The organism is Lentzea sp. HUAS TT2, from assembly GCF_051853195.1.
Taxonomy (GTDB): domain Bacteria; phylum Actinomycetota; class Actinomycetes; order Mycobacteriales; family Pseudonocardiaceae; genus Lentzea.
The window spans coordinates 2,063,286-2,086,851 of sequence record NZ_CP196667.1 but is presented as its reverse complement, the minus strand read 5'-3'; the positions used below and the strand labels follow the sequence as shown (position 1 = coordinate 2,086,851).

Annotated in this window: 25 protein-coding genes; 10 read left to right on the top strand and 15 right to left on the bottom strand. The window is 69.5% G+C overall.

Annotation, left to right across the window (positions count from 1 at the left end; translation table 11 throughout):
* Window positions 1-9 precede the first annotated feature (9 nt).
* From ACSHWB_RS10245 to ACSHWB_RS10235, 3 genes are all read left to right on the top strand, one after another.
* A complete protein-coding gene (locus ACSHWB_RS10245; RefSeq protein WP_439661845.1) occupies window positions 10-969 on the top strand; it encodes an MBL fold metallo-hydrolase in 960 nt (319 codons plus the stop codon).
* Window positions 966-2,219, top strand: coding sequence for an FAD-dependent monooxygenase (locus ACSHWB_RS10240; protein ID WP_439661844.1), 1,254 nt, complete (start codon window positions 966-968; stop codon window positions 2,217-2,219). The genes ACSHWB_RS10245 and ACSHWB_RS10240 overlap by 4 nt, the downstream gene beginning before the upstream one ends.
* Before the next feature lie 190 nt (window positions 2,220-2,409).
* Entirely contained in the window at window positions 2,410-2,574 is a 165-nt protein-coding gene (locus ACSHWB_RS10235) for a BBE domain-containing protein (RefSeq protein ID WP_439661843.1), read from the top strand.
* Here the strand turns inward: ACSHWB_RS10235 and ACSHWB_RS10230 are convergent.
* Together ACSHWB_RS10230 and ACSHWB_RS10225 are read right to left on the bottom strand one after the other, a co-directional pair.
* Complete coding sequence (locus ACSHWB_RS10230; protein WP_439661842.1) at window positions 2,569-4,014, bottom strand: aldehyde dehydrogenase family protein; 1,446 nt, start codon at window positions 4,012-4,014, stop codon at window positions 2,569-2,571. The two genes, ACSHWB_RS10235 and ACSHWB_RS10230, sit on opposite strands and share 6 nt — an antisense overlap.
* 10 nt (window positions 4,015-4,024) lie before the next feature.
* Complete coding sequence (locus ACSHWB_RS10225; protein ID WP_439661841.1) at window positions 4,025-4,693, bottom strand: phosphotransferase family protein; 669 nt, start codon at window positions 4,691-4,693, stop codon at window positions 4,025-4,027.
* A 19-nt stretch (window positions 4,694-4,712) separates the two neighbouring features.
* Between ACSHWB_RS10225 and guaA the strand changes: the two genes are divergently transcribed.
* Window positions 4,713-6,272, top strand: a complete 1,560-nt coding sequence (gene guaA / locus ACSHWB_RS10220; RefSeq protein WP_439661840.1) for a glutamine-hydrolyzing GMP synthase — start codon at window positions 4,713-4,715, stop codon at window positions 6,270-6,272.
* A 36-nt stretch (window positions 6,273-6,308) separates the two neighbouring features.
* Here guaA and ACSHWB_RS10215 read toward each other — a convergent pair whose 3' ends face one another.
* Both ACSHWB_RS10215 and ACSHWB_RS10210 read right to left on the bottom strand, forming a co-directional pair.
* Window positions 6,309-6,503, bottom strand: coding sequence for a hypothetical protein (locus ACSHWB_RS10215; protein WP_439661839.1), 195 nt, complete (start codon window positions 6,501-6,503; stop codon window positions 6,309-6,311).
* The gene (locus ACSHWB_RS10210; protein WP_439661838.1) at window positions 6,496-7,674 is read right to left on the bottom strand and encodes a PspC domain-containing protein; all 1,179 of its coding nucleotides are present in this window, start codon (window positions 7,672-7,674) and stop codon (window positions 6,496-6,498) included. The genes ACSHWB_RS10215 and ACSHWB_RS10210 overlap by 8 nt, the downstream gene beginning before the upstream one ends.
* 132 nt (window positions 7,675-7,806) lie before the next feature.
* Between ACSHWB_RS10210 and ACSHWB_RS10205 the strand changes: the two genes are divergently transcribed.
* From ACSHWB_RS10205 to ACSHWB_RS10195, 3 genes are read left to right on the top strand one after another with little or no spacing between them, the layout of a single operon-like run.
* Window positions 7,807-8,976, top strand: coding sequence for an ATP-binding protein (locus ACSHWB_RS10205; RefSeq protein ID WP_439661837.1), 1,170 nt, complete (start codon window positions 7,807-7,809; stop codon window positions 8,974-8,976).
* Entirely contained in the window at window positions 8,973-9,623 is a 651-nt protein-coding gene (locus ACSHWB_RS10200; protein WP_439661836.1) for a response regulator, read from the top strand. Before ACSHWB_RS10205 ends, ACSHWB_RS10200 begins: the two co-directional genes overlap by 4 nt.
* Before the next feature lie 7 nt (window positions 9,624-9,630).
* The gene (locus ACSHWB_RS10195) at window positions 9,631-10,221 is read left to right on the top strand and encodes a hypothetical protein (protein ID WP_439661835.1); all 591 of its coding nucleotides are present in this window, start codon (window positions 9,631-9,633) and stop codon (window positions 10,219-10,221) included.
* Here ACSHWB_RS10195 and ACSHWB_RS10190 read toward each other — a convergent pair.
* From ACSHWB_RS10190 to ACSHWB_RS10180, 3 genes are all read right to left on the bottom strand, one after another.
* Window positions 10,205-11,497: a serine/threonine-protein kinase gene (locus tag ACSHWB_RS10190; protein ID WP_439661834.1), complete on the bottom strand. Its 1,293-nt coding sequence runs from the start codon at window positions 11,495-11,497 to the stop codon at window positions 10,205-10,207. The two genes, ACSHWB_RS10195 and ACSHWB_RS10190, sit on opposite strands and share 17 nt — an antisense overlap.
* 307 nt (window positions 11,498-11,804) lie before the next feature.
* Window positions 11,805-12,224 carry an SsgA family sporulation/cell division regulator gene (locus ACSHWB_RS10185; protein ID WP_093591358.1) on the bottom strand — a complete coding sequence of 140 codons (420 nt, stop codon included), beginning with the start codon at window positions 12,222-12,224 and terminating at the stop codon, window positions 11,805-11,807.
* A gap of 121 nt (window positions 12,225-12,345) precedes the next feature.
* Complete coding sequence (locus ACSHWB_RS10180) at window positions 12,346-13,272, bottom strand: DMT family transporter (protein ID WP_439661833.1); 927 nt, start codon at window positions 13,270-13,272, stop codon at window positions 12,346-12,348.
* A gap of 81 nt (window positions 13,273-13,353) precedes the next feature.
* Here ACSHWB_RS10180 and ACSHWB_RS10175 point away from each other — a divergent pair, with 81 nt between their 5' ends.
* Entirely contained in the window at window positions 13,354-14,256 is a 903-nt protein-coding gene (locus ACSHWB_RS10175) for a LysR family transcriptional regulator (RefSeq protein ID WP_439661832.1), read from the top strand.
* A gap of 18 nt (window positions 14,257-14,274) precedes the next feature.
* On the opposite strand, the gene ACSHWB_RS10170 is transcribed toward ACSHWB_RS10175, so the two are convergent.
* From ACSHWB_RS10170 to ACSHWB_RS10140, 7 genes are all read right to left on the bottom strand, one after another.
* Window positions 14,275-14,616 (bottom strand): hypothetical protein, encoded by a 342-nt coding sequence (locus ACSHWB_RS10170; protein WP_439661831.1) that lies wholly within the window; start codon window positions 14,614-14,616, stop codon window positions 14,275-14,277.
* Between the two features lie 158 nt (window positions 14,617-14,774).
* Window positions 14,775-16,409 (bottom strand): protein kinase domain-containing protein, encoded by a 1,635-nt coding sequence (locus tag ACSHWB_RS10165; RefSeq protein WP_439661830.1) that lies wholly within the window; start codon window positions 16,407-16,409, stop codon window positions 14,775-14,777.
* Between the two features lie 124 nt (window positions 16,410-16,533).
* Window positions 16,534-17,853 (bottom strand): serine/threonine-protein kinase, encoded by a 1,320-nt coding sequence (locus ACSHWB_RS10160; protein WP_439661829.1) that lies wholly within the window; start codon window positions 17,851-17,853, stop codon window positions 16,534-16,536.
* Between the two features lie 147 nt (window positions 17,854-18,000).
* Entirely contained in the window at window positions 18,001-18,870 is an 870-nt protein-coding gene (locus tag ACSHWB_RS10155) for a hypothetical protein (protein ID WP_439661828.1), read from the bottom strand.
* Window positions 18,871-19,048: 178 nt separating this feature from the next.
* Window positions 19,049-19,882: a hypothetical protein gene (locus ACSHWB_RS10150; RefSeq protein WP_439661827.1), complete on the bottom strand. Its 834-nt coding sequence runs from the start codon at window positions 19,880-19,882 to the stop codon at window positions 19,049-19,051.
* Between the two features lie 172 nt (window positions 19,883-20,054).
* On the bottom strand, window positions 20,055-20,915 hold the full coding sequence (locus ACSHWB_RS10145) for a hypothetical protein (protein ID WP_439661826.1): 861 nt from the start codon (window positions 20,913-20,915) through the stop codon (window positions 20,055-20,057).
* 104 nt (window positions 20,916-21,019) lie between these two features.
* Window positions 21,020-21,346: a hypothetical protein gene (locus ACSHWB_RS10140; protein ID WP_439661825.1), complete on the bottom strand. Its 327-nt coding sequence runs from the start codon at window positions 21,344-21,346 to the stop codon at window positions 21,020-21,022.
* 70 nt (window positions 21,347-21,416) lie between these two features.
* Here ACSHWB_RS10140 and ACSHWB_RS10135 point away from each other — a divergent pair, with 70 nt between their 5' ends.
* Window positions 21,417-22,469: a histone deacetylase gene (locus ACSHWB_RS10135; protein ID WP_439664562.1), complete on the top strand. Its 1,053-nt coding sequence runs from the start codon at window positions 21,417-21,419 to the stop codon at window positions 22,467-22,469.
* Between the two features lie 21 nt (window positions 22,470-22,490).
* Here the strand turns inward: ACSHWB_RS10135 and ACSHWB_RS10130 are convergent, their stop codons facing one another.
* The gene (locus tag ACSHWB_RS10130) at window positions 22,491-22,838 is read right to left on the bottom strand and encodes a chorismate mutase (RefSeq protein WP_439664561.1); all 348 of its coding nucleotides are present in this window, start codon (window positions 22,836-22,838) and stop codon (window positions 22,491-22,493) included.
* A gap of 248 nt (window positions 22,839-23,086) precedes the next feature.
* Between ACSHWB_RS10130 and ACSHWB_RS10125 the strand changes: the two genes are divergently transcribed.
* Window positions 23,087-23,563, top strand: a complete 477-nt coding sequence (locus ACSHWB_RS10125; RefSeq protein ID WP_439661824.1) for a hypothetical protein — start codon at window positions 23,087-23,089, stop codon at window positions 23,561-23,563.
* Window positions 23,564-23,566: the final 3 nt, after the last annotated feature.

Here is a 23,566-nt window from a genome sequence, read left to right as displayed (position 1 = left end):
GGTGGAGGCATGGCCAAAAAGCCTTTCGCCTCCAGCGCCGACCTCGCCCCCAAGGACGAGGTCTTCGTCGAGCTCGCCGACGGCGTCTACACCCTGACCGCCGAAGGTGACCCGAACGTCGCGGCCATCGAGGCCGAGGACTTCCTGATCTGCTTCGAGGCGCGCGCGACACCCGCGGCCGCCCGCAGATGGCTCGAGCAGCTCCGCAAGCACACCAAGAAACCCGTCCGGTACCTCGTGCTCAGCCACTACCACGCCGTCCGCACGCTCGGGGCCAGTGCGTTCGAGGCCGAGGAGATCGTCACGCACGAGATGACGCGCGTGTTGATCGCCGAACGCGGGCAGCAGGACTGGGAGAGCGAGTTCGGCCGCATGCCGCGGCTGTTCGAGAAGCCAGAGGAGATTCCCGGGCTGACCTGGCCGACGCTGACGTTCTCCGACCGCATGACGATCCCGCTCGGCGACGAGCGCGGCGACCTGGTGCTGCAGTTCCTCGGCCGCGGGCACACGGCGGGCGACATCGTGGCGTGGCTGCCGCAGCAGCGGATCCTGTTCGCGGGCGACCTGGTCGAGTCGCAGGCCGCGCTCTACACCGGTGATGCGTTCCACGACGAGTGGGCGACGTCCACTTTGGACGAGATCGAGGACCTCGGCGCCGAGGTGCTGGTCGGTGGGCGGGGCAAGGTCGCGCGCGACCGCATCGAGGTCGAGGCCGCGATCAACCAGAGCAGGCACTTCCTCAACGAGCTGCGTCGCACGGTCGGCGGGGTGCACGCCGAGGGCGGCACGCTCAAGCAGGCCTTCGAACTGGCGCACACGACGCTCGTCGGCCGCTACGGGCGCTGGCCGATCTTCGAGCACTGCCTGCCGTTCGACGTGAAGCGCTACTGGGACGAGTGCGACGGCAAGGACTGGCCGGAGATCTGGACCGCCGAACGCGACCGCGCCGTCTGGGACGCCCTGCAGTGACGGTCCTGGTGGCCGGCGCCGGACCGGTGGGGCTCACCGCCGCGTTGTTGCTGGCCAGAGCCGGTGTGCCGAGCGTCGTCCTGGAGAAGGAGCCACGACGCGCGCAGACGGGCAGCCGATCGATCTGCGTCCAGCGCGACGTCCTGGAGATCCTCGAACGGATCGGCGTCGGCCAGGCCGTCGCCGACGCGGGCGTCACCTGGTACACCGGCCGCACCTACCACCGCGACCGCGAGGTCCTGACCCTGACCTTTCCGGAGGTCCAGGGTTTCCCGCCGTTCGTGAACACCCCGCAGACCGTCGTCGAACAGCTGCTGGAGGAACGGGTCCGCGCCGAACCGCTGATCGAGCTCCGCTACGGCCACGCGCTGGAAGGCCTGACCCAGGACGACGCCAGAGTGTCCACACAGGACGGAATCAGGGCGACCCACTGCATCGCCGCGGACGGCGTGCACTCAACGGTGAGACAGCTCCTGGGCATCCCGTTCGAGGGCTTCTCGTTCGACGACAGGTTCATCATCGCGGACGTTCGCGTCGACCTGGACTTCGAGACGCCCGAACGCCGTTTCTACTTCGACCCGCCCTGGAACCCCGGCCGCCAGGTGCTCCTGCACCCGCAGCCGAAGGGCGTCTGGCGGATCGACTGGCAGGTCGCCGAGGACGTCCAGCTCACCGACGACCACGTCCGCGCGATCGTCGGCGACCGGCCGTACGAGATCGTCTGGCAGTCCACCTACCGCTTCCACCAGCGCAGGGCGAAGACGCTGCGCGACAACAGGGTCCTGCTCGCGGGCGATGCGGCACACGTGATGAGCCCGTTCGGTGCGCGAGGCCTGAACTCCGGGATCTGCGACGCCGACAACGCGGCCTGGAAGATCGCCGCCGACCGCGCCGGCGAGGCGGGCCCGCACCTCCTGGCCTCCTACGACGTCGAACGCGGTGCCGCCGCCGACGAGAACCTCCGCATCACCGGCGACACCATGCGTTTCCTGGTGCCCGGCACGCCGGAAGAACGCGCGCACCGGCAGCGAGCGCTCGAAACCGGCGAGGGCATCGACTCCGGCAGGCTCTTCACCCCGTTCTCCTACGAGAACTCCCCGCTCACCACGGACGGCGGCGAGCTGGTTCCGGGCTCCCGCACCGCAGGGCCGGGCTTCTCGACGCGGGACGGTCGCTTGATCAGACCGGACGGGCACGTCGCCGCGGACCGTTGCGACGATCAGGTGAAGCGTCGGGCACTCGGCTGGTAGGGACAACCTCGGAGCAAGGGCGGGCGTGTTCACGCAATGAGACGGCCACCGCCGCCGACGTCGACTGGACGAAGCTGCGCCGGCGCCTCGGCAGCCGGCTGGTGCTGCCCCAGGACACGGGCTACGACCAGTTCCGGCTGCCGTACAACACGGTCTACGCGCACCGCAGGCCCGCCGGATCGTGGCGTCGTTGCGCGACGGCCTCGGCCTGGGCACCACCGGGTACGTGAACCACATCGACCCGGAGATGCCCGACTGGCCGTCCGCCTACTACGGCCGCAACCTCGCGCGACTCAGGAAAGTCGCGCGACGCCACGACCCTGGCCGCGTGCTGGCGTTCCCGCAGGGGCTATAGCTGGATGCCCGTCAGCACGGTCACGCGTTCCTCGGTGAAGTCCTCCATCGCGGACCGCACGCCCTCACGTCCGGTGCCCGACCCCTTCACACCGCCGTAGGGCATCTGGTCGGCGCGGTAGGACGGCACGTCGCCGATGATCACGCCACCGACCTCCAGCTCCGCGGCCGCCTCGAACGCCACCTGCACGTCACGGGTGAACACCCCGGCCTGCAGCCCGTACTTGGAGTCGTTGGCCTGCGCGAACGCGTCCTCGACGCCGTCGGAGACCGACACCACGAGCACCGGCCCGAAGATCTCCTCGGTCCACACCTTGGCGGTCTTCGGCACGTCGGTGAGCACGGTCGGCTCGACCGTCGTGCCGGTCCGCTTGCCGCCGAGCAGCACCTTCGCGCCCACGTCGGTGGCCATGTTGACCCACTCCTCGACGCGCCGGGCGTTGTCCTCGTCGATCAGCGGCCCGACCTCGACCTCGGGGTCGTGCGGGTCGCCGGTTTTGAGCGCTGCCACGGCTTCCAGGAGCTTCGGCACGAACTCGTCGGCCTTCGAGCGGTCCACGATCACCCGCTGCACGGCGATGCACGACTGCCCGGCCTGGTAGTTGCCGAACGTCGCGATGCGCTGCGCCGCGTGGTCCAGGTCCGTCCAGTCAGGACAGATAATCGCGGCCGCGTTGGAACCCAGCTCCATCACGACGTGCTTGCGCGGCGCGGCCTCCATCAACGACCAGCCGACCTTCGTGGACCCGGTGAACGAGATGACCGGCAGCCGATCGTCGCGCACCAGGGCGTCCATGTCCTTGCCGCGCACGGGAAGGATCGAGAACGCGCCCTCCGGCAGATCGGTCTCGGCCAGGATCTCGCCCAGCAGCAACGCGCTGAGAGGCGTCGCGGAAGCAGGCTTCACGATCACCGGCGCACCGACCGCGAGCGCGGGCGCGACCTTGTGCGCCACCAGGTTCAGCGGGAAGTTGAACGGCGCCACGGCCAGCACCGGACCGCGCGGCACGTGCCGGACGATCGCCATCCGCCCCACGTCACCGGCCTCGGTGTCGAGCCGCTGCAGCTCACCGGTGAACCGGCGGGCCTCCTCGGCGGCGAAGCGGAAGGTGTTGACCGCGCGCGAGACCTCGATCTCGGCCCACTTCAGCGGTTTGCCGTTCTCCGCGGTGATCGTCTCGGCGATCTCCTCAGCGCGTTCGGCCAGCGTCCGCGACACCTGCAGCAGTGCCTCGGCCCGCACGTGCGCGGGTGTTCGCCGGAACTCCTTCGCGACGGACGCGGCCGCGGCGACCGCGCGTTCCACCTGATCTCTGCCCGGTACGGCGACCGAGGCGACCTCGGTGCCGTCGAACGGGTGGAGGACCTCCAACGCCTGCTCGCCCTGCTCGGGGCGACCGGCGACCCAGCACGGCCGGGGTTGCGGTGTGAACGCGTCCATGAGATCCACGTTAAGCCCTATTGGCCTGCACGTACCTGACGAGTCCCAAGTAGTAAGCGTCATGCCGTTCAGCCCGCTGAAGCACGAACCGCGGATCCTCCCGAATCGTTTGGATCATGTCGTCCAGGCGGGTCAACACGTGCTCCGCCACGTACTCGATCCCGTACGTCTCGCAGAACAGCCGGGTGCGCCGTTCGCGGTCGTCCGGCAGCGCCAGCACGAACTGGATCAGCGCCCAGCTGACGTCCCACCAGCGCGGACCCGGATGCGCGCCGTCCCAGTCGAACACGCCTGTCGGATGCCCGTCCGCGAACACGATGTTGTACGGAGCGAAGTCACCGTGCAGCACCACCTCGACGGGCTCACGGGCCGGGAACTGCCACCCGTTCAGCTCGCCGACGAGAGGGGCCGTCGCGTCGTGCAGCCGTCGCAGCAGCAGTGCCGACTCGATCAACGTCGCGTCGCTCGAAGGGGGCACGTGGCCAACGTCACCGGGCAGGTAGCTGAGCAGCTCGTGCTCCGCGTCGAGCCCGAGCGGGACCGGCGCGATCCCCAGCGGTGCCAAGCGACGCAACAGGTCGTGCACCCGAGGCGCCCACGGCCCTGCCGGTCGCCGCACCGCGTCACCCACCCTGAACACCTGGTTCAGCCCGCCACCGGTCAGCAGTTCGTCGTCCACGCATGAGATCCTTGGCGGCGTGTCCGACACCAGCAACCGCCCTGTTCTCGTCGTCGACTTCGGTGCCCAGTACGCGCAGCTGATCGCCCGCCGCGTCCGCGAGGCCCAGGTCTACTCCGAGGTGGTCCCGCACACGGCGACCGTGAGCGAGATCCTCGACAAGAACCCGCTGGCCATCGTTCTGTCCGGTGGCCCGTCGAGCGTGTACGAGGAGAACGCCCCGCAGGTCGACCCGAAGCTGTTCGAGACCGGCGTCCCGGTCTTCGGCATCTGCTACGGCTTCCAGGCGATGGCGCGCGCACTTGGTGGCGCGGTTGAACAGACCGGCACCCGCGAGTACGGCCGCACGGACCTGAGCGTGCCCACCGAGGGCGGCGCGCTGCACCAGGAGCTCCCGGCGAGCCACCCGGTGTGGATGAGCCACGGCGACGCCGTCACCAAGGCGCCCGAGGGCTTCACCGTCACCGCGACCAGCGAGGGCGCGCCGGTCGCCGCGTTCGAGAACAAGGAACGCCGCTTCGCCGGTGTGCAGTACCACCCGGAGGTGCACCACTCGCCGCACGGCCAGGAGGTGCTGCGCCGGTTCCTGCACGACATCGCGGGCATCCGTCCGCAGTGGACGACGTCGTCCATCCTGGACGAGCAGGTCTCCCGCATCCGCGAGCAGATCGGTGACGGCAAGGCGATCTGCGGCCTGTCCGGCGGCGTCGACTCCGCCGTCGCGGCCGCCCTGGTCCAGCGCGCCATCGGCGACCGCCTCACGTGCGTGTTCGTCGACCACGGCCTGCTGCGCTCCGGCGAGCGCGCCCAGGTCGAGCGCGACTACGTGGCCGCCACGGGCATCCGCCTGGTGACGGTCGACGCGCGCGAGCGGTTCCTGAACGCCCTGGCCGGCGTCACGGACCCGGAGGAGAAGCGCAAGATCATCGGCCGCGAGTTCATCCGCGTCTTCGAACAGGCCGAGCGCGACCTCAAGGCAGAGGGCGACTACAAGTTCCTCGTGCAGGGCACGCTCTACCCGGACGTCGTCGAGTCCGGCGGCGGCGCGGGCACCGCGAACATCAAGTCGCACCACAACGTCGGCGGCCTGCCGGACGACCTGCAGTTCGAGCTGGTCGAACCGCTGCGCGCGCTGTTCAAGGACGAGGTCCGCCGCGTCGGCACCGAGCTCGGCCTGCCCGAGACGATCGTGCAGCGCCAGCCGTTCCCCGGCCCCGGCCTCGGCATCCGGATCATCGGCGAGGTCACCCAGGACCGCCTCGACACGCTGCGCCAGGCCGACGCCATCGCGCGCGAGGAGCTGACGCTGGCCGGTCTCGACCGGCAGATCTGGCAGTGCCCGGTCGTGCTGCTCGCGGACGTCCGCAGCGTCGGCGTGCAGGGCGACGGCCGCACCTACGGGCACCCGATCGTGCTGCGGCCGGTGTCGTCCGAGGACGCGATGACCGCGGACTGGACGCGGCTGCCGTACGAGGTGCTGGAGCGGATCTCGACCCGGATCACCAACGAGGTGGCCGAGGTCAACCGGGTGGTGCTGGACGTGACGTCCAAGCCGCCGGGCACCATCGAGTGGGAATGACATGAAGAAAGGGCCCCCGGAATCGGGGGCCCTTTCTCATTCGCGGGTCTTGCGCCTGATCGAGTTGGTCAGCAGCACCAGCCCGACCACGATGGCCGTTCCTCCCAACGCCCACCGGAAGTCGAACCAGAAAGACCCGTTGCTCAGCACGTAGGCCGCCATCAACCCGCCGCCGATCCCGAAGACCAGCGTCACCGGGTCGATCCGCCTGCGCATTCCCTGCTCAGTCACGGAGCACCTTCACCTCTCCGACGCTGGCCTGCACGTCGAGCTCGATCTTGAGGCCGCCCTCGCCGTTCTCGCCGAGGTCGCGGCCGCTGACGTCCACGCCGGTGCCCTCCGCCCGCTTGCCCAGGCATTCGAGCTCGCCGATGGACGACGCCTCGCACCTGTACGTCACGTCCGCGTTCTTGGGCACGTGCACCCGCACCTCGCCGAGCTCGACCTCGATCGCGGTCTTCACCGAACCGGAGTCGGGCAGGTCGCGCAGATCGAGCTGCACGCTGCCGACGCTCGTCTCGTACCGGTCCCGCACGTCGGACACGGACTTCGGCTTCTCGTTGTAGCTGCTCAGGCTGCTCGGGCTGCCGTCGAAGTCGATCGCCGTCATGCCGAAGCCCACCACGGACAGCGGGATCAGCAGCCAGATCAGGCCGCGGCCACCTCCGGCGAACGACCCGACCAGCAGGCCCGCCGCCAGCACCGCGAGCACCAGGCCGATGACGTGCGGCACGGTGAACCACGACACCCAGGCCCCGGCGATCGCGGAGGCGGCGACGACCAGCGTCGCGACGCCCAGCGTCATCAGGCCGATGCGCGGCCCACGAGGCGGCCTGGGGGCCGGCGGCTGCGGTGCCGCGGCCGGTTCCGGCAGGTCCCACGCGAACGGCGCGGCACCCAGCGGGTCCCAGGCCGGTGCCCCCTGCACCGGGGGCGGCGCCGGGACGGTGTCCGCGAGCGTCGCCGGCTGCAGGTGCCCACGGTTCTTCTGCAGCAGGTAGATGCACGCGACCGCCGCGGCCAGCGTCACCACTACCTGGAACCCGCCGCTCCCGAACGTGAAGGCGAGCGCGGGGAACATCAGGAAGCCCAGCAGGACCGTCTGGGCCTGGGGCATCGAGCTGTGGCCCTTGTTGATCAACGACTCCAGCGGCGAGACCGCGTCGCCCTCCTCCGGCAGCAGCAGCCAGCCCGCCAGGTACAGCGGGATGCCCACACCACCCGACAGGGCGAGTGCCACGAACGCGATCCGGACGATCACCGGGTCGATCTGGTAGCGCAGGGCGATCCCGGTGGCCACACCGCCGGCCTTGCGCCCTGCACGGGGCCGCACCGGACGGTGCGCCCAGAACTCTCTGAGCGTGTCCGCCACGCCCTGCATTGCCTTCTCAGTCCCGCTCACGATGACAAGGTTGCTACGGCAAGCTCCCAGCCACATCAGGGACCAGCCCTGAACAACGGAACCGGGGTCATCCCTGATGAACAACTCGCGAGGACGTGTGACGATCGGATGGTGAGTGCACGCATTGAGCCGATGCGCCGTCGACGCACCGGCCGGGTGGTCGCGGGCGTCGCGAGCGGACTGGCCGACCATCTCGGCGCACCTGTCTTCTGGGTGCGCGCGATCTTCGCCGTGTTCGCCGCGTTCAGCGGGGTCGGGATCATCGCCTACGCGTTGCTCTGGATGTTCGTGCCGCAGTCCGCGGTGGCGGAACCGGAGACCGACAAGGACCGCAAGGAGTGGCAGCAGGCCGTCGGCCTCGCCGCCCTGGGCGTCGGCGTCGCGGTCTTCACCGGCCTGATCGGCGGGACGTGGAGCGGCTGGATCACCGGGCCGATCGCGGTGGCACTCGTGGGCGCCGCGGTCGTGTGGCGCGAGGCGGACGAGGCACAGCGGCGCCGCTGGCGGGACGGGGCGTTCGCGCAGGGGAAGTCGGGGATCGTGCGGACGGTCGCGGGAGGCGCGCTGGTCGTGGCGGGCGTCGCCGCGTTCCTCGTGGTGAACGACACCGTCGCGAACCTCTCGACCGTGATCCTCTCCGTGCTGGCGACGCTGATCGGTGTCGCGGTGCTGACCGTGCCGCTGTGGATGCGGCTGGTGCGCGACCTGGACTCGGAACGCCGTGCGCGCATCCGCACCGAGGAACGCGCCGAGATCGCCGCCCACCTGCACGACTCGGTGCTGCAGACGCTCGCCCTGATCCAGAAGCAGTCCGAGTCGCCGCGCGAGGTCAAGCGCCTGGCCCGCGGCCAGGAACGCGAGCTGCGCAGCTGGCTCTACGGCCGTGAGGTGGGCGAGCAGCCGCACTCGATCAGCATCGCGATCGCCCAGGTGTGCGCGGAGGTGGAGGACGACTTCGCCATCGCCGTCTCCCAGGTCGTGGTCGGGGACTGCGAGCTGGAGGACGGGATGTTCGCGCTGGTCCAGGCGTCGAAGGAGGCGGTGGTCAACGCGGCCAAGCACGCGGGGGTGGCCGAGGTCAGCGTCTACGCCGAGGTCGAGCCGGAGAAGGTGACCGTGTTCGTGCGCGATCGGGGCAAGGGTTTCGACCCCGACGCGGTTCCCGACGACCGGCATGGCCTCGCGGGCAGCATCAGGGGGAGAATGACCAGGCACGGCGGGGAGGTGCGACTGCGCACGGCTCCGGGAGAGGGGACCGAGGTGCAGCTCGAGATGCCGAGGAAGACGGAGGCCAGGACATGAGCGTCAGGGTGTTCCTGGTGGACGACCACGCGTTGTTCCGCGCCGGGGTGCGTGCGGAGCTCGACACCATCACCGAGGAGATCGAGGTCGTCGGCGAGGCCGGCAGCGTCGGCGAGGCGGTGGCGGGGATCGCGCACCACAAGCCGGACGTCGTGCTGCTGGACGTGCACATGCCCGACGGCGGCGGCGCCGAGGTGCTGCGGCAGACCCGCACCAAGATCCCCGAGGTCACGTTCCTCGCCCTGTCGGTCTCCGACGCGGCAGAGGACGTCATCAACGTCATCCGCGCCGGCGCGCGCGGGTACGTCACGAAGACGATCTCCAGCCAGGAGCTGGTCAAGGCCGTCGTGCGGGTGTCGGAGGGCGACGCGGTGTTCTCGCCGCGCCTGGCGGGGTTCGTGCTGGACGCGTTCGCTGACCGGCCCGGTGCCGCGCCGATCAGCGACCCCGAGCTCGACCTGCTGACGCCGCGCGAACGCGACGTTCTGAGGCTGCTGGCCCGCGGTTACGCTTACAAGGAGATCGCGTCCGAGCTGTTCATCAGCGTGAAAACGGTGGAGACGCACGTGTCGAGCGTCCTGCGGAAGACCCAGCTCTCCAACCGGTACGAGCTCTCCCGCTGGGCCACTGATCGCAGACTGGTCTGAGGGGACTTTGATCAAAAAGGTCGCCCGCGGTGCCACCGAGGTGCTGGCGCCGTGGGTCTGGGTGATTCTGCTGCCGTTCGGGGTTGCGGCCGCGACGGAGAGCTTCTGGAAGACGCTGCTGTGGGGGTTCGTGGTCGCCTTGACGGCGTCCGTCATCCCGATGGCCGTCATCGTGCGTGGCGCGCGCAAGGGCAAGTGGGACGGTCACCACGTCACGAACCGCGAGGGCAGGCTCGTTCCGCTGGTCACGGCGGGCGCGTCGCTGGCGGCCGGCACGGTGATCATGGTCCTGGGCGACGCGCCGCGGAACATGCTCGCGCTGGCGGGCAGCATGTTCGCCTCGCTGGTGGTCAGCATGGCCATCACGTTCGGACTGAAGTGGAAGATCTCGCTGCACGCCGCCGTGGCGTGGGCTGCCGTGGTGACGCTGGCGATCGTCTACGGGCCGTGGTGGCTGCTGCTCGCACTGCCCGCCGCACTGGTGGCGTGGTCGCGCGTCGAGCTCGGTGACCACACGACGGCCCAGGTGCTGGCCGGGTCCGTGATGGGCGTGGTCGTCGGTGGCGGCAGCTTCTGGCTGCTCAGCCAATCTCTCTGAGACCGGAGATCTTCATCTGGTTGTCGACCGCGGCGACCGCGACCTCGACGACGATGTTGCGTTGCTTGCCCAGGTCGGTGACGAGGGCGAGGTTCACCGTGACGATCCAGTCGGGCCCGTTCGAGCGGACGGGGATCTGCGAGAAGGTGCACTGAACCGAGGTGTAGCCCTTCCACCGCTGCACGAAATCCGCTTTCGGCTCCCTGATGTTCTCCCGCAGGTCCAGCCAGGCCGCCTCTACGTCGGCGCGCGGCAGCCGGTCGTAGTGCTCCTTGGCGAACGCCATGGCCTGCTCGGCCGTGAAGTAGACCGGTTGCTGCTGGGTGAAGTCCGCCTGGTTGACCGGGGTGTTGCCCTCGCCGGTGCCGTTCCAGTACGCGGCCGCGGCGCCACCGCCGATCGCCAGCACCGCGATGACGGCGAGGATCGTGAGGATCCTGCGGTTCGGCGGCTTGAGCCGGGGTTGCTGCTGCTGGGGGATCTGCAACGGCTGCGACGGCTGCTGCTCGGCGGCCAGCAGATCGGCGGCCTCCTGCGCGGTGGGCCGGTCCTTCTGGTCCTGCGAGAGCAGCCGCATGAGCAACGGCGTGAGCTCGCCCGCGTTCTTGGGATCGCGGAACTGGCCGCTCGCGGCGCGGTAGATGAGGCCGAAGCTGTTGTCGCTGGGCCCGAAGACCGACTCGCCCTCGATGGCCGTGTAGATCGTGGCGCCGAGCGAGAACACGTCGGACGCCGCACCGGGCTGCTCGCCGCGCGCCACCTCGGGTGCGAGGTAGGCGGGGGTGCCCGCGATCATGCCGGTGTCGGTCATCGTGCCGTCGCCGGTCGCCTTGGAGATGCCGAAGTCGGTGATCTTGACCGTGCCGTCGTGGCCGATCAGGACGTTGCCGGGCTTGATGTCGCGGTGGACCAGACCCGCCGCGTGCGCCGCGGCCAGAGCCGAGGCGACCTTGGCCCCGATGCTCGCCGCCTGGGCCGGCTTGAGCGGCCCGCGTTCGGCGATCAGCGCCGACAGACTGTGCGAGGCCAGGTACTCCATGACGATCCACGGCTCTTCGTCGTCGCTGCCCACGACGTCGAACACCGCGATCGCGTGCTGGTGGTGCAACCTCGCGGCGTTGCGCGCCTCCCGCATCGCCCGCTGGTGGTCACCTGTGATGAGCTGCTTGACCGCGACCTCACGGGCCAGCACCTCGTCGCGTGCCCGCCAGACCACCCCCATCGCACCGCTGCCGATGCGCTCGAGCAGCGTGTAGCGGCCCCCGATGGTTGTCACACCCTGAGACTAATCAATCGCGGAGACGAGCATTCGCCGTTCCCCGCCCACGGGGTGGTGCGGATCGCGCCGAACGAGACGGCTGCCGCGCTCGCTGGAGGCTGTCTTCGTGGTGCCGAGCCGGAAGTCACCGGTGGGGACTTGCCTCTGTGACCCGCTCGTCCTGCCCGGACATGCGTTCGCCGCTGCCCACGACGCCGCACATCGCCCTGCGGTGGTCTCCGGTGACGAGCTGGTCGGCCACGCTGCCCCGCGTGCCGGCACCTCGTCCCGCGCCCGTTCGACCACCCGGTGCACCGCCACGGGACTAGTCGATCGTCGAGACCAGCTTCTGCAGCTCACGGTCGAAGTCGATCCACAGGTCCTCCTCGCCCGGCTGCACGACGTCGTAGGAGCTGTCCAGGAACTCCGCCACGTCCTCGGCGACGGCGCTGAGGATGGCGAACCCGGTCGGCGCGTTCAGCTCGACCAGGACGCGCTCCGGGTCGTCGGACGCGGGCCGGACGAGGATGTCGCCCTCACCGGACGGCGTCAGCAGGCCGTCGGCCAGCAGGTCGCGGGCGAACATCCACTCGACGCGGCCGGAGCCCGTGAAGAAGATGACGGCGACCGCGTAGGGGTCCTCGGGGTCGTACACGAGTTCTGCCTCGACCGGCGCCGGCGCGGCTCCGGGTGCGAGGAGCTGAAAAGTCGTCCGGGTGGTGACCTTCAGGTTCTCGTTGTTCATGTCGATGTCCTTCCCAGGCTGGTCTCCATGTCCGCTCACAAAGAGGAGACGGCCAAGCAGCCCGTTAAGGACGCGATTCGTCTCGGAACCATCCTATTGGGGGAGACGTGCGTCTCACCCTTCAGCGTTTGACCAGGTCGCGTGTCTCGTTTGGTGAGACGGTCTGACCTGCCGCGACGGGCTTCCTCCGGGTCAGTGCGACGCCCAGGAGCACCACCAGCATGCCGACGACGACCCTTGCGTTGAGTTGCTCTCCGAGGAAGATCGCTCCAAGGAGTACGGAGACGACGGGCAGAAGGTAACCGACGGTAGTTGCCGTCGTGGCGCCCTCGTCGGCGATGACGCGGTAGTTGAGGATGAACGCGACGCCGGTGCCGAAGACGCCGAGGATCATCACGGCCGCGACGCCGACCCAGTGCAGGTGCAGCGGCTGCAGTCCGCCGAACGGCGTCGCCAGGATCAGCATCCCCATCGCGGTGGTCAGCTGCATGGCGGCGAGCTGCGTCGAGGTGGCGCCCGTGTTGACCAAGTAGCGCCCGGCGTAGGAGTAGCCGATGGCGTAGCTCGCGGCGCCGATCAGGCACAGCACCGCACCCCAGCTCGCGATGCTGTTGGCCGACTGCCACGGCGCGAAGATCACCAGCACGCCCGCGAAACCGAGTCCGAGGCCGAGCATGCGGACGAAGTTGCTGATCTTCTCCGAACCCAGCACGAGGCCGATGGCCAGCGCGAACAGCGGCGTCGTGGAGTTGAGCACCCCGGAGACGCCCGAGTCGACGGTCTGGCCGCCGAACGCGAACAGCGTGAACGGGATGGCGCTGCCGAACAGCGCCACGAAGAGCATGTGACCCCAGATCCGGCGGTCGCGCGGCAGGCTCATCTTCGCCAGCGCGAGCACGACGAACAGCACGGCGGCGCCGAAGAACGTCCGCACGAGCGAGATCTGCAGGGGCGCGAGACTCCCGAGCGCCAGCTTCATCCACAGGAAGCTGGATCCCCACAGCAGGGCGAGCACGCCCATCCTGATCAACGTTCCGCGTTGGTTCACGTGTCAACCATGCGCGCGTGGACACGTAAAAACAATTTAATTGTTGTGCTGAACCTTTAAGCTCCGCTGTAAGGTCGAGGCATGCTGGACGTGCGACGAATGCAGGTGCTCAGGGCCGTCGTGAGCACGGGTTCCATCACCGCGGCCGCGACGAACCTCGGCTACACCCCGTCCGCCATCTCGCAGCAGGTCGCGGGCCTCGAGAAGCAGGCGGGCCTGCCGCTGCTGGAACGCGTCGGCAGGGGCATCCGGCCGACCGCGGCGGGACGTCTGCTCACCGAGCACGCCGCCCGGCTCGCCGAGCAGCTGGCCGAGGCCGAGAGCGCCCTGACGGCGTTGCGCAACGGCTGCGCGGGCACCCTGCGCGTCCGCTACTTCGCCACGGCCGGAGCGGCGCTCGTGCCGCCCGCGGTGGCGACCTTCCGGGCCGAGCGCTCGGGTGTCGAGCTGGACCTGAAGCTCACCGAGCCGACCGACCCGTTCGTCGAACTGGCTGCCGGGCGGGCGGACGTGGCGATCACCGTGCTGGAGGCCGATGCGCCGGCCCCGGAGGGCATGATCGCGCGGCACCTGCTCGCCGACCCGTTCTACGCCGTGCTGCCGCGGGGTCACGCCCTGGCCCGCAAGCGCGTGCTCGACCTCGGCGAGCTCGCCGACGAGCCGTGGATCGACGCGGACTGCGGCGCCGCCGGGCCGTGCGCGGACCTGGTGAGGAACGCGTGCGCGGGCGCGGGATTCGCGCCGAAGGTGGTCGTGGAAAGCGACGACTACGCGACCGCTCAAGGATTTGTGGCGGCCGGACTGGGCGTCACGATCATTCCGCGGCTCGGTCTGGGATATGCGCACCCCGGCGTGGTGCTGCGCAAGGTGCGCAATCCCGAACCGGTGCGGCACATTCACGTCGTCTACCGCGAGGACGCCGCGTGGAATCCGGCCGTGCTGACCTTGGCCGAAGCCCTGGAGAAGGCCGCACGGGCCTCCTGACCAGGGCTTCGAATCAGGTCAATGCCAATTGGTGCATGAGATCGGTTGTCCACTGCCGTTCGAGCCGCATGCTCGATAGGACTTGTTTCGCATGTTCCACGTGTCGGTGCTGCCGTAGCCGCTGCTGTTGGTGTTCCGAACGCCACCCACCATGCCCTGGTAGGGCTCGCGCCGGTCGAGCCAGACCTGGGCGTAGTTCGGCACACCCTCCAGGGTGGCCCAGGCGCACTGGGCGTTCGGGTCGTACCAGAGGGTGATCTTGCTGGCGTTGCTGCTGGTGAACACCTCGTCGATCTTGAAGGAGCCGGCGCCAACGGCGCAGCCCTCCGCTGCCTGCGTAGTGCCGGCCACGATGGGCATGGTGGCGAGCGTTGCCGCGACGGCGGCGATGAGACCCGCAGAACGGCGGGCACGATTGTTCGGCATGCTCGAATTCCCCCAGAGCTAATGTCAGTTGACATCCATAAAAGGGGAACTGGCCGAGCGTGTCAAGAAGTAGGCGGTTATTCCTTTGTGTGCTACGCGCTGCCAAAAGGCTTGTCGTAGCTCAACAGGAAGTTGGGGCTCCGCCATTCGAGTGAGATCTGACGTTGCACCGTGGACTTCGTGCCGTCCTTCTTGGTGAGCTCCACTGAGATCACGAAGTAGAAGTCGTCACGTTCCTCGGCGCTGACGATCTTCGCCTGCTTGTAGCCGCCCCAGAAGCTCTTGAAGCCGCTGAGCCCGCCCGCGTAGGTGCCCTGGAAGTTGCCGTTCCCCATCTGCCAGGCGTCGTCCGGTGCGCTCACGGCCGAGTTGAGGTAGTCCTCGAGCATGGCGCGGCGATCGCTTTCGGACGGGACGTCCGTCCACTTGCCCGCCTTGTCGGCGAGCTTGGGTTTGTTGGAAGCGGGAGGGCCGCCGTCCTGGGTCTGCTGGGTCGACGTGCTGGGCCCCGCGTTGTTGTCCGTGTTCCCGCCGTCGCCGCTGTTCGACAGCATGCTGGCGAACATGATGCCGACGACCGCCGCCGCCACGATGGCGAGCGCGGTGTAGATCGTCGACTTCTTGCTCTTCGCCGACGAGGCGAACGCCGTCTGCTTCGGGCGCTGCGAGTACTGCGGTGCGGCGGCGGGGCGGTGGTTCGACCGCGGCTGCTGCTGCGCGGGCATGGCTCGCGGAGGCGTGCCCATGCCCATGTCGACCCGCGTCGCGTTGGGCGGCGGTGCCTGCTGGTGCCCCTGCTGGGGCGTCAGGGCCCGCGTGGCCGCCTGCTGCTGCGGCACCGGCGCACCGCGCCACGACGGCGGGTGGGTCGGCGCGACGACGGCGGGCGTGAAGGCGGGGGCGGCCTGGCCGTTCGCGACGGCGGCGAGCGCGTCACGGGCCTCGGCCATGGTCGGGCGGTCTTCCGGCTCCGCGCGCAGCAGGCGCATCAGCAGCGCGGTCAGCGGGCCGGCGTTGCGCGGCGGGTTGACCTTGCCGGACGCGACCTTGTGCAGCAGCGCGATGGTGTTCTCGCTCAGACCGAACGGCGGTTCGCCCTCGATCGCGGCGTAGAGCGTGGAGCCCAGGGAGAACACGTCGGACGGCGAGCCGGGGTCGTACCCCTTGGCCACCTCGGGCGCGAGGTAGGCGGGGGTGCCGGCGAGCATGCCCGTCGCGGTGACGGTGACGTCACCGGTCGCGCGGGAGATGCCGAAGTCGGTGATCTTCACCGTGCCGTCGTCGCCGAGCAGGATGTTGCCGGGCTTGATGTCGCGGTGCACGATGCCGGCGTTGTGCGCGGCGGCCAGCGCGGAGGCGACCTGCATGCCGATCGACGCCACGTCGCGCGGCGGCAGCGTGCCTCGTTCGGAGAGCACTCCGGAGAGGCTCTTCGACGGCAGGTACTCCATGATCAGCCAGGGCTGGCTGTCGTCCTCGGCCACGTCGTAGACGGCGACCGCGTGAGGGTGCTGCAGGCGCGCGGCGATGCGGCCCTCGCGCATGGCACGTCTCTTGGCCTCGTCCGTGTCAGCTTCGGCTAGTCCAGGCTGCAGGAGGAGCTGCTTGACCGCGACTGTGCGGTGCAGGCGTTCATCATGTGCCGTCCAGACGACGCCCATGGCGCCGCTGCCGATCCGCTGGCTCAATCGGTAGCGACCAGCGACCAATCGGCCATCGTCGGTCACAGTTGCTCCCCGCTGTGCGGTCACTTGCTCTCTGTTCAACGGCTGATCACACCTTCGGGTTCAGATCACCCATAGGTGCGGGTACCCACCTTACGAGATTTCTACGACGTAATGATGCTTAGCCCTACTGGCCGGGCGGCGGCACCGTTGTCGTTGTCACGACAGGAACCGAGGACGACGGCTTCGGAGTTGTCGTCGTCGTGGTGGTCGTGGTCGTAGTAGTCGTCGTAGTGGTCGTGGTTGTCGTCGTCGTTGTTGTAGACGTCGTTTGCTGCGTCGTCGTTGCCTCGGGCGTGGTTGTGGTCACCTCGGGCAACGAACTCGTCGGCTCCACCGTCTGTGAACTGCTCGCCGGCGGCGCAGACGGGGTCTGCGGCTCCTTGTTGAACACCCCGAGCGCGACCATCAGACCACCGATGACCAGCAACAACGCCAACACGACGGCAGCGATCACCAGCGGCCGGTTGTCCTGCTGACCCCTGGCGGGGGCCATCGGCGGCGCGGTCCGCGGTGGCGAGGTCCGGGGCACCGGCCGGACCACTCGGGTCCGGTCGGGTTCGACGATTGTCGTCGGGTCCGGTCCGGCAGTCACCGCCAGGCCGCTGAACGACGGCGAACGACCGTGCGCTACGGCGTTGAGCACCTCGCGCGCCTGGGCCATGGTCGGCCTGTCGTCCGGCTCGAAGTTCAGCAGGTACAGCAGCGTGTCGGAGAGCGGGTGGTCGACGGTCGGCGGGTTGATCCGCCCGGCCGCGACGGCGTGCAGAACACCGAGAGTGTTCTCGCTCACTCCATAGGGCGGCTCGCCCTCCATCGCGGCGAACAGCGTCGAGCCGAGCGAGTAGACGTCCGAGGCCGGCGTCGGGTCCTGACCCCGCGCGATCTCCGGCGCGAGGTAGGCGGGTGTGCCGGCGATCAGGCCGGTCTTGGTGACCGTGATGTCGTCGGACGCGCGCGAGATGCCGAAGTCGGTGATCTTGACGACGCCGTTCTCGGCGATCAGCACGTTGCCCGGCTTCACGTCGCGGTGCACGATCCCCGCCGCGTGGGCCGCGGCCAGCGCCGCCGCGCACTGGGCGCCGATGCTGGCGACCTCGACCGGGTCCATCGGCCCGCCCTCTGCCAGCGCGTCCGCGAGGCTGTAGGACGGCAGGTACTCCATGACCAGGCACGGGACGCCGTCCTCCTCGACGACGTCGTACACGGCGATGGCGTTCGGGTGGTGCAGCTTGGCGGCGATGCGGCCCTCGCGCATGGCGCGCTGGATGGCCTCGTCCTGCTCGGTCTCGTCGAGGCCGGGAGCCAGGAGCAGCTGCTTGATCGCGACCTCGCGGCCGAGGCGTTCGTCGTGGGCACGCCAGACGATGCCCATCGCGCCGGAGCCGATGCGGTCGAGGAAGCGGTAGCGGTCGGCGATCAGACGGCCGTCCGAGGACGTCGTCACAAGCCCACCTCAGCGGCGCTCGAAGGCGTGACTGCGGCTGTGGCAGCAGATCCCACGCTCGTGCTCCTCGTGCGGTAGTCGGCGGGTCGTCCGGAATGCCCGCACAGGGTACCTGCCGAGGGCCGCCGCTGAGCTACCTGTCGTGCGTCAGTTCACCGGGGCGAAGAAGTCGAATCCGCCGACGACGTCGCCCACGGTGTTCAGCACGGGGTCGAGGAGGCCGAGGTCCACGCTCACGTCGACCGGGTTGGACGGCGGCGGCAGCGGGTTCTCCGAGCTGGGCGGCGGCGTGCTGTTGCTCGGCGGGGTGGTCGTGGACGAGCTCGGCGGCGGAGGCGTCGTCTCGCTCGACGGCGGCGTGCTCGGCGTGCTGGTCTCCGTGGACGTCGACGGCGTGGTCGAGGTCTCGGAGGTGGGCTGCTGCGTCGGCTGCTGGGTCTGGGTCTGCTGCGTCGGACGCTGCGCCTGGGTCTGGACGTACGGGGCGACGCGGGTGGTCGGGTCCGTCTTCGTCGGGTCGGCCTGCTGCGTCTCGCTCGCGTCGGACTGCTGGGTCTTGTTCGACGGCAGCTTCACGACGCCTTCGGTGCCCGCGCTCGCGCCGCGGGCCTGGGCGCGCTCGTCGAACCGCACCTCGGCGAGCGGGCGCTCGTCGGGGGAGGACAGCCAGGAGGAGGCGGCGAACGCCACGGAACCGCAGATGATCACGCCACCGCTGGCGGCCGCGGCCAGCTTGCCGACGGTGAACCCGCCGCGCTGGGTGTCGTCGGCCCTGCCCTCACGGCGCAGCAGCTCCGTGATGTGCAGCTCCTTCATGGGCTGCTTCTTCTTGCTGCCAGGAGCCTTGACCGGCTTGAACTTGATCGTCGGCTCGAACGACTCGGGGGTGATGTCGTCGGTGATCACCGGGATCTCCACGGTTTCCGCCTCGCGGCGGGCGATCAGCTCGGCGACGGACAGCTGGCCTGTTGACTCGGCCGAGCCGTTCAGCCGCCGACGATGGTCCTCAATCGACACCGCTCGTTCACCCTTCCAAGTTCGCGTTCGCGCACTGGCGGGGATATGGATACCGAATCGTGACCGGAGATGTAACCCCTATGGGGGAATTTTCACGACCGAAACCCGGTTTTCGCGACGAACGGTCACCGTTCGACTGCGAACGGCGAATCGGTTGGGTGCGACCTAAGTTCGCGGCCTAGCTGCGCTGCGCCGAAAGGACCTCGGTGCCGATGATGCGCGGCTGGGTCGTGCTGGTGAGCCAGAAGAGCTGCTCGATGCGCAGCCAGCCGCCGTCGGTCTCCTGCATCGAGACGACCGCGAGCACCGATCCGTCCGGCCGCACCGACGTCTGGTCGAGGTTCACCGTCTTGATCTTTCCCCAGGACTGGGCGAACTCCGCCGGGTTCGCGCCGACCAGCTCCGGCGAGAGCAGCTTGGCCGCGGAGCTCGGCTTGGTCGTGAGCAGCTCGTAGAACTTCTTCACCACGTCCACCTGCGGCACGGGGCCGATCGAGACCTCGGGCGTGGACGGTTCCGCGGCCTCGCTGGTGGCCAGCAGGAGCGCGGACGGCTGCGGCATGGGTACGACGGCGGTGGTCTGCGGCTGCGGCTGCGGGCGGTCGTGCGGCAACTGCGCCGACAGGACGTCGGGACGCAGCGCGCTCGACCCGGACAGCGCGACGGGGCGTTCGCTGACGGGGACGCCGACGTTCGCCGGGCGCTTGCCCGCGAGGATCGCCGCGCCCGCGATGGACGAGACGAGCACGATCGCGCCGGTCAGCAGGCCCGCGACCCTGGCGACGCGGCTGGACTTGGTGCGACGGCGGCGGCCGGGGACGACGGGGATCACGGCCGTCGTCGCGGTCATGTTCTCGGTGGGGCCGAGCAGGGAGGTGACGAGAGCGTCGGTGGCGGCTTCCTCGTTCGACAGGATGCGCATCGGGGTCGGCTGCTGCTTGATCAGCTCGGCCACGCTGATCGAGCCGGCGCGGTTGTGCCGCCGTCCGGTCGTCGCCGCGGGACGCTGCACTGCTCTGGTCCTCCGTACTGTCCGTGTTCAGCTGAAGACGTACCGTGGCCGCGCGTGCCGAAGCCAGTGTCCTGGTGAACTTCACTCGTTCGTGGCGGCCAGCGGTACGTGGGATTCGCTCAAAGGTGCCCCCTACTACGTTCGGTAGCTCCGGCCGTGACCTTTAGCCACTTCAGCCACCGAGCTTCAACCGTTCACCGTTGATCAGCGGCAGATCGCCGAGGGTGAAGCTGAGCTCGCGCTTCTCGGTGCTCGTGGAGCCGTCCTTCTTCGTCACCTGCAGCAGGCTGACGGTGAGGCCCTTGCCGGGGTCGACCACGATCTCCTTCACCTCGATCAGCGAGATGTCGGCGAGCCTGCCCTCCAGCAACGCGTCGGCGTTCGAGCGCACCGTGTCCGTGGTCATGGCGAGCGCCGTGTCCGCGTTCGTGGTCATCGCGCGGTAGAAGTGCTCGGTCTGCTCGGCGATCTTGCCGCCGTCGACCACGGGGGCCTGGGTGACCGGCACGGTCGTGATGACAGGCGGGGCCGTCCCTGACGGCTTGGGGCTCGCGGGGGCGGAGGCCTGGCCGCTCGTGCCCGGCACGCCGCTGCGGGAGCCCGTGCCCGGCACGGGGGCGCCCCTGTCGGTGTTCGCGGCGGACGGCGTGGTGCCCGTGGCGGAGGGGGTCGCGCCACCCGTGGGCAGCGCGGAGATCATCGGCACGTCCGATGGGTAACCGGGCAGCCCGACCGTCTCGACCTCGCCACCGCCGCCGACCAGCTTGGCCGCGGCGACGCTCAGCCCGACCAGCACGAGCACCGACGAGACGACGGCGAACCAGGCCGCGCGCTTCCAGGTGCGCGGCGGCGTGACCGAGGCGGGCACCAGCCCGATGTTGAACTTGCGCAGGCCGTCGGTGTCCTGCAGCGGATCGATCTGGCGGCGGCGGGGCAGCGGGATGCGGTCGCCCCCGACGACGGGCCGCGGCTGCGTCTCCGGCGGCAGCGCGACCCCGTCGTCGAGACGATGCTTGCCCGGCAGTTCGTCCATCCCGACACCCCTCTGCGACTTAGTCAGAGTAGGGCCGTACGGAGGTACCGAAACAACCAAAAGGGGGTGTTCAGGACGAGTGACACTCTTTTGTGTGAAGTTTGTCAGCGGGGCGGGAGTTGAGCTTGACCGCTGTTGAGCTGCTTGCGCGTGTTCTGCACCCCGTTCAGCGCGGCCAGGCCGCTGCCACCCGCGATCAGCGCGCCGACCACGTCGGCGCCCAGCGAGTCGCCGTTGGTGATCAGCAGGCCGATCACCGCTCCGGCGGTCGTGATGATCGCGGTCTTCCAGCGGCTGCGGACGAACTGCGAGACCGGCGCGCCGGACAGGCCCTTCTTGTTCGCGGCCGATCCGAGCATGCCCAGGTAAGCGTCGTGCGCCAAGGCGGCGAGCAGGCCGGCGATGGCGATCAGTGCGGCGATGAGGCCCATGTCTCCAGTGTGCCTCCAGTTTTTTTCGATGGACCATCCGTGATCGCCCTGATATCCGATTCGGGTGGACATGTTCTGGCACGACGACTGCCTCGAGCACGACGCCGGTGAGGGCCTGTGGGAGCTGCCGGGCTCCTGGCCGTGGCTGGACGTCGCCGAGCCGCACCCGGAGACGGCGGCACGGCTGCGCACGTTCCGGCACGCGCTGATGCACGGCCCTGTGGCGCCGCACCTGAAGTGGCACGAGGGGCGCCACGCGTCCGTTGAGGAGCTTCTGCGCGTGCACACGGCGGGGTACTTGGACTCGTTGCGCGTGTCGGAGCGTGTGGCGCTGGAGGTGAACACGGTCGTTGGGCCGGAGACGTGGCGTGCGGCCTCCGCGGCGGCGGGGACCGCGTTGGCGGCACTGGAGTCCGGCGCACCCGTGGCGTACGCGCTCGTGCGGCCGCCAGGGCACCACGCGCAGCCGGACATGGCGGACGGCTACTGCTTCGTGAACAACGCCGCTCTGGTGGCGGAGACCGCGCGGCGCCAAGGGTTGCGGGTCGCCGTGCTGGACTGGGACGTGCACCACGGCAACGGCACGCAGGAGGTGTTCTACGACCGCCCGGACGTGCTGACCATCTCGGTGCACATGCGGCACGGCTCGTGGGGCACGAACCACCCGCAGACAGGCGCGCCATCAGAAGTGGGCGCCAACGGCAGGAACGTGAACATCGAGCTGTCACTCGGTGCGGGCGACACGACGTACATGCGCGCGCTCGACGAGATCGCCTTCCCGCTGCTGCGCGACTTCGAACCGGACCTGCTGGTGTGCGCGTCCGGGTTCGACGGCTCGGCGTTCGACCCCAACGGGCGGCACAACCTCACGGCGGACGGGTACCGCGAGATCGGGCGGCGGGTGGCGTCGTTCGGGCCGCGGGTGGTGCTCACCCAGGAGGGCGGCTACCTGCGCGGCTACTCGGCGCTGTGCCTGCACGCGCTGGTGGAGGGCCTGCTGCGGCTGCCGGAGCCGTTGCTCGAGGACCCGCTGGCCTACGTGCCGGACGACTCCCGGCTCGCGGACGCGGACCTCGGGCGCGTGCGTGCCGCCCTGAAGCCTTTTTGGCCCGGCGTGCTGTGACGCCGGGCCCGTGGGGTCCTGCTACCTGCCGAGCGGGCCGCGGCCCATCTTGAGCAGGATCATCGCGAGGTCCTTGCCCTCAGGGCCGAGCGGCCGGTAGCGGTTGAGGACGTCGATCTCGCGGTTGTGCACGATCTTCGTGCCGCCGGCCGCCATGCGGGCCGCGCCGATGATCTTGGATACCTCGACGCGCCGTTGCACGAGGCGGAGGATCTCCGCGTCGAGGTGGTCGATCTCCTCGCGCAGTTCGTTGATGTCGGGCTCGGTGGTGGTGTCCATCGTGGTGACCTCTCGACTCTTCGAGTCCTGGCCCGGAAGCGACGAAGCCCCGGTGTCCGAGGACTCCGGGGCTTCGTGGTGGCTTTTCAGCGCTAGACGACCACGGGAGCCGGAGTCCGGGTCCCGTAGAAAAACTCGAAGTACGTCGCGCGCATGGATTCAGTGTTGCACAGAAGGCCCCGGACCTGCCAAGTCCGCGCGGTGAGAGGGCTCATCAGGTGGGACGTCCGGGCCGCGAGGCTCGTGCAACTGTTCCGGTTCCAGGACCGAGGGCGAGACATAGAGTCGCCGGCGTACCCGTTCCAAGACCTGGGGGTCATGTGAAACACGTACTCGGGATGACGGCTGCCGTGGCGCTGTCGCTCGCGGTCGTCCCGGCCGCTTCCGCGGAGCCGGACTTCGCCACCGTCGCACTCACGAAGGTCTCCGGCTGGTCCGGTCCCGCAGGGGGTACCTGGACCACCAGGGGCGGAACGACCGCGAGGCAGAAGTTCGACCTCGGCGTCACGAACGTCGCGGGCCACGACGAGCAGGGCCTGTCCGTCTTCCTCTCGTTCCCGACCGACCGCCTCGACGTCACGGGCTACACCGGCGACGGCTGGGACTGCTGGGACGTCAACGACGGCCCCGGCGCCGAGGGTCTCAGGTGCACGCAGGACCACCTGATCGTGCACGAGGAGGCGTGGCCGACGCTCACCGTCGAGACCAGGGCCTTCTCGATCTGGACCCAGGACACCCTCGACGTGTACGCCGAGGCAGGCGGCCACGACGAGGTGCACGCCGCGCAGCCGTTCTTGATCGACACCAGCACCTGATAG

Bases quoted from the DNA above. Each gene is read 5' to 3' on its own strand.
- ACSHWB_RS10245 (WP_439661845.1), top strand. From the start codon at position 10: ATGGCCAAAAAGCCTTTCGCCTCCAGCGCCGACCTCGCCCCCAAGGAC.
- ACSHWB_RS10230 (WP_439661842.1), bottom strand. From the start codon at position 4,014: ATGGACGCGTTCACACCGCAACCCCGGCCGTGCTGGGTCGCCGGTCGC.
- ACSHWB_RS10205 (WP_439661837.1), top strand. From the start codon at position 7,807: ATGCGCCGTCGACGCACCGGCCGGGTGGTCGCGGGCGTCGCGAGCGGA.
- ACSHWB_RS10200 (WP_439661836.1), top strand. From the start codon at position 8,973: ATGAGCGTCAGGGTGTTCCTGGTGGACGACCACGCGTTGTTCCGCGCC.
- ACSHWB_RS10185 (WP_093591358.1), bottom strand. From the start codon at position 12,224: ATGAACAACGAGAACCTGAAGGTCACCACCCGGACGACTTTTCAGCTC.
- ACSHWB_RS10175 (WP_439661832.1), top strand. From the start codon at position 13,354: ATGCTGGACGTGCGACGAATGCAGGTGCTCAGGGCCGTCGTGAGCACG.
- ACSHWB_RS10170 (WP_439661831.1), bottom strand. From the start codon at position 14,616: ATGCCCATCGTGGCCGGCACTACGCAGGCAGCGGAGGGCTGCGCCGTT.
- ACSHWB_RS10145 (WP_439661826.1), bottom strand. From the start codon at position 20,915: ATGGACGAACTGCCGGGCAAGCATCGTCTCGACGACGGGGTCGCGCTG.
- ACSHWB_RS10140 (WP_439661825.1), bottom strand. From the start codon at position 21,346: ATGGGCCTCATCGCCGCACTGATCGCCATCGCCGGCCTGCTCGCCGCC.
- ACSHWB_RS10135 (WP_439664562.1), top strand. From the start codon at position 21,417: ATGTTCTGGCACGACGACTGCCTCGAGCACGACGCCGGTGAGGGCCTG.
- ACSHWB_RS10125 (WP_439661824.1), top strand. From the start codon at position 23,087: ATGACGGCTGCCGTGGCGCTGTCGCTCGCGGTCGTCCCGGCCGCTTCC.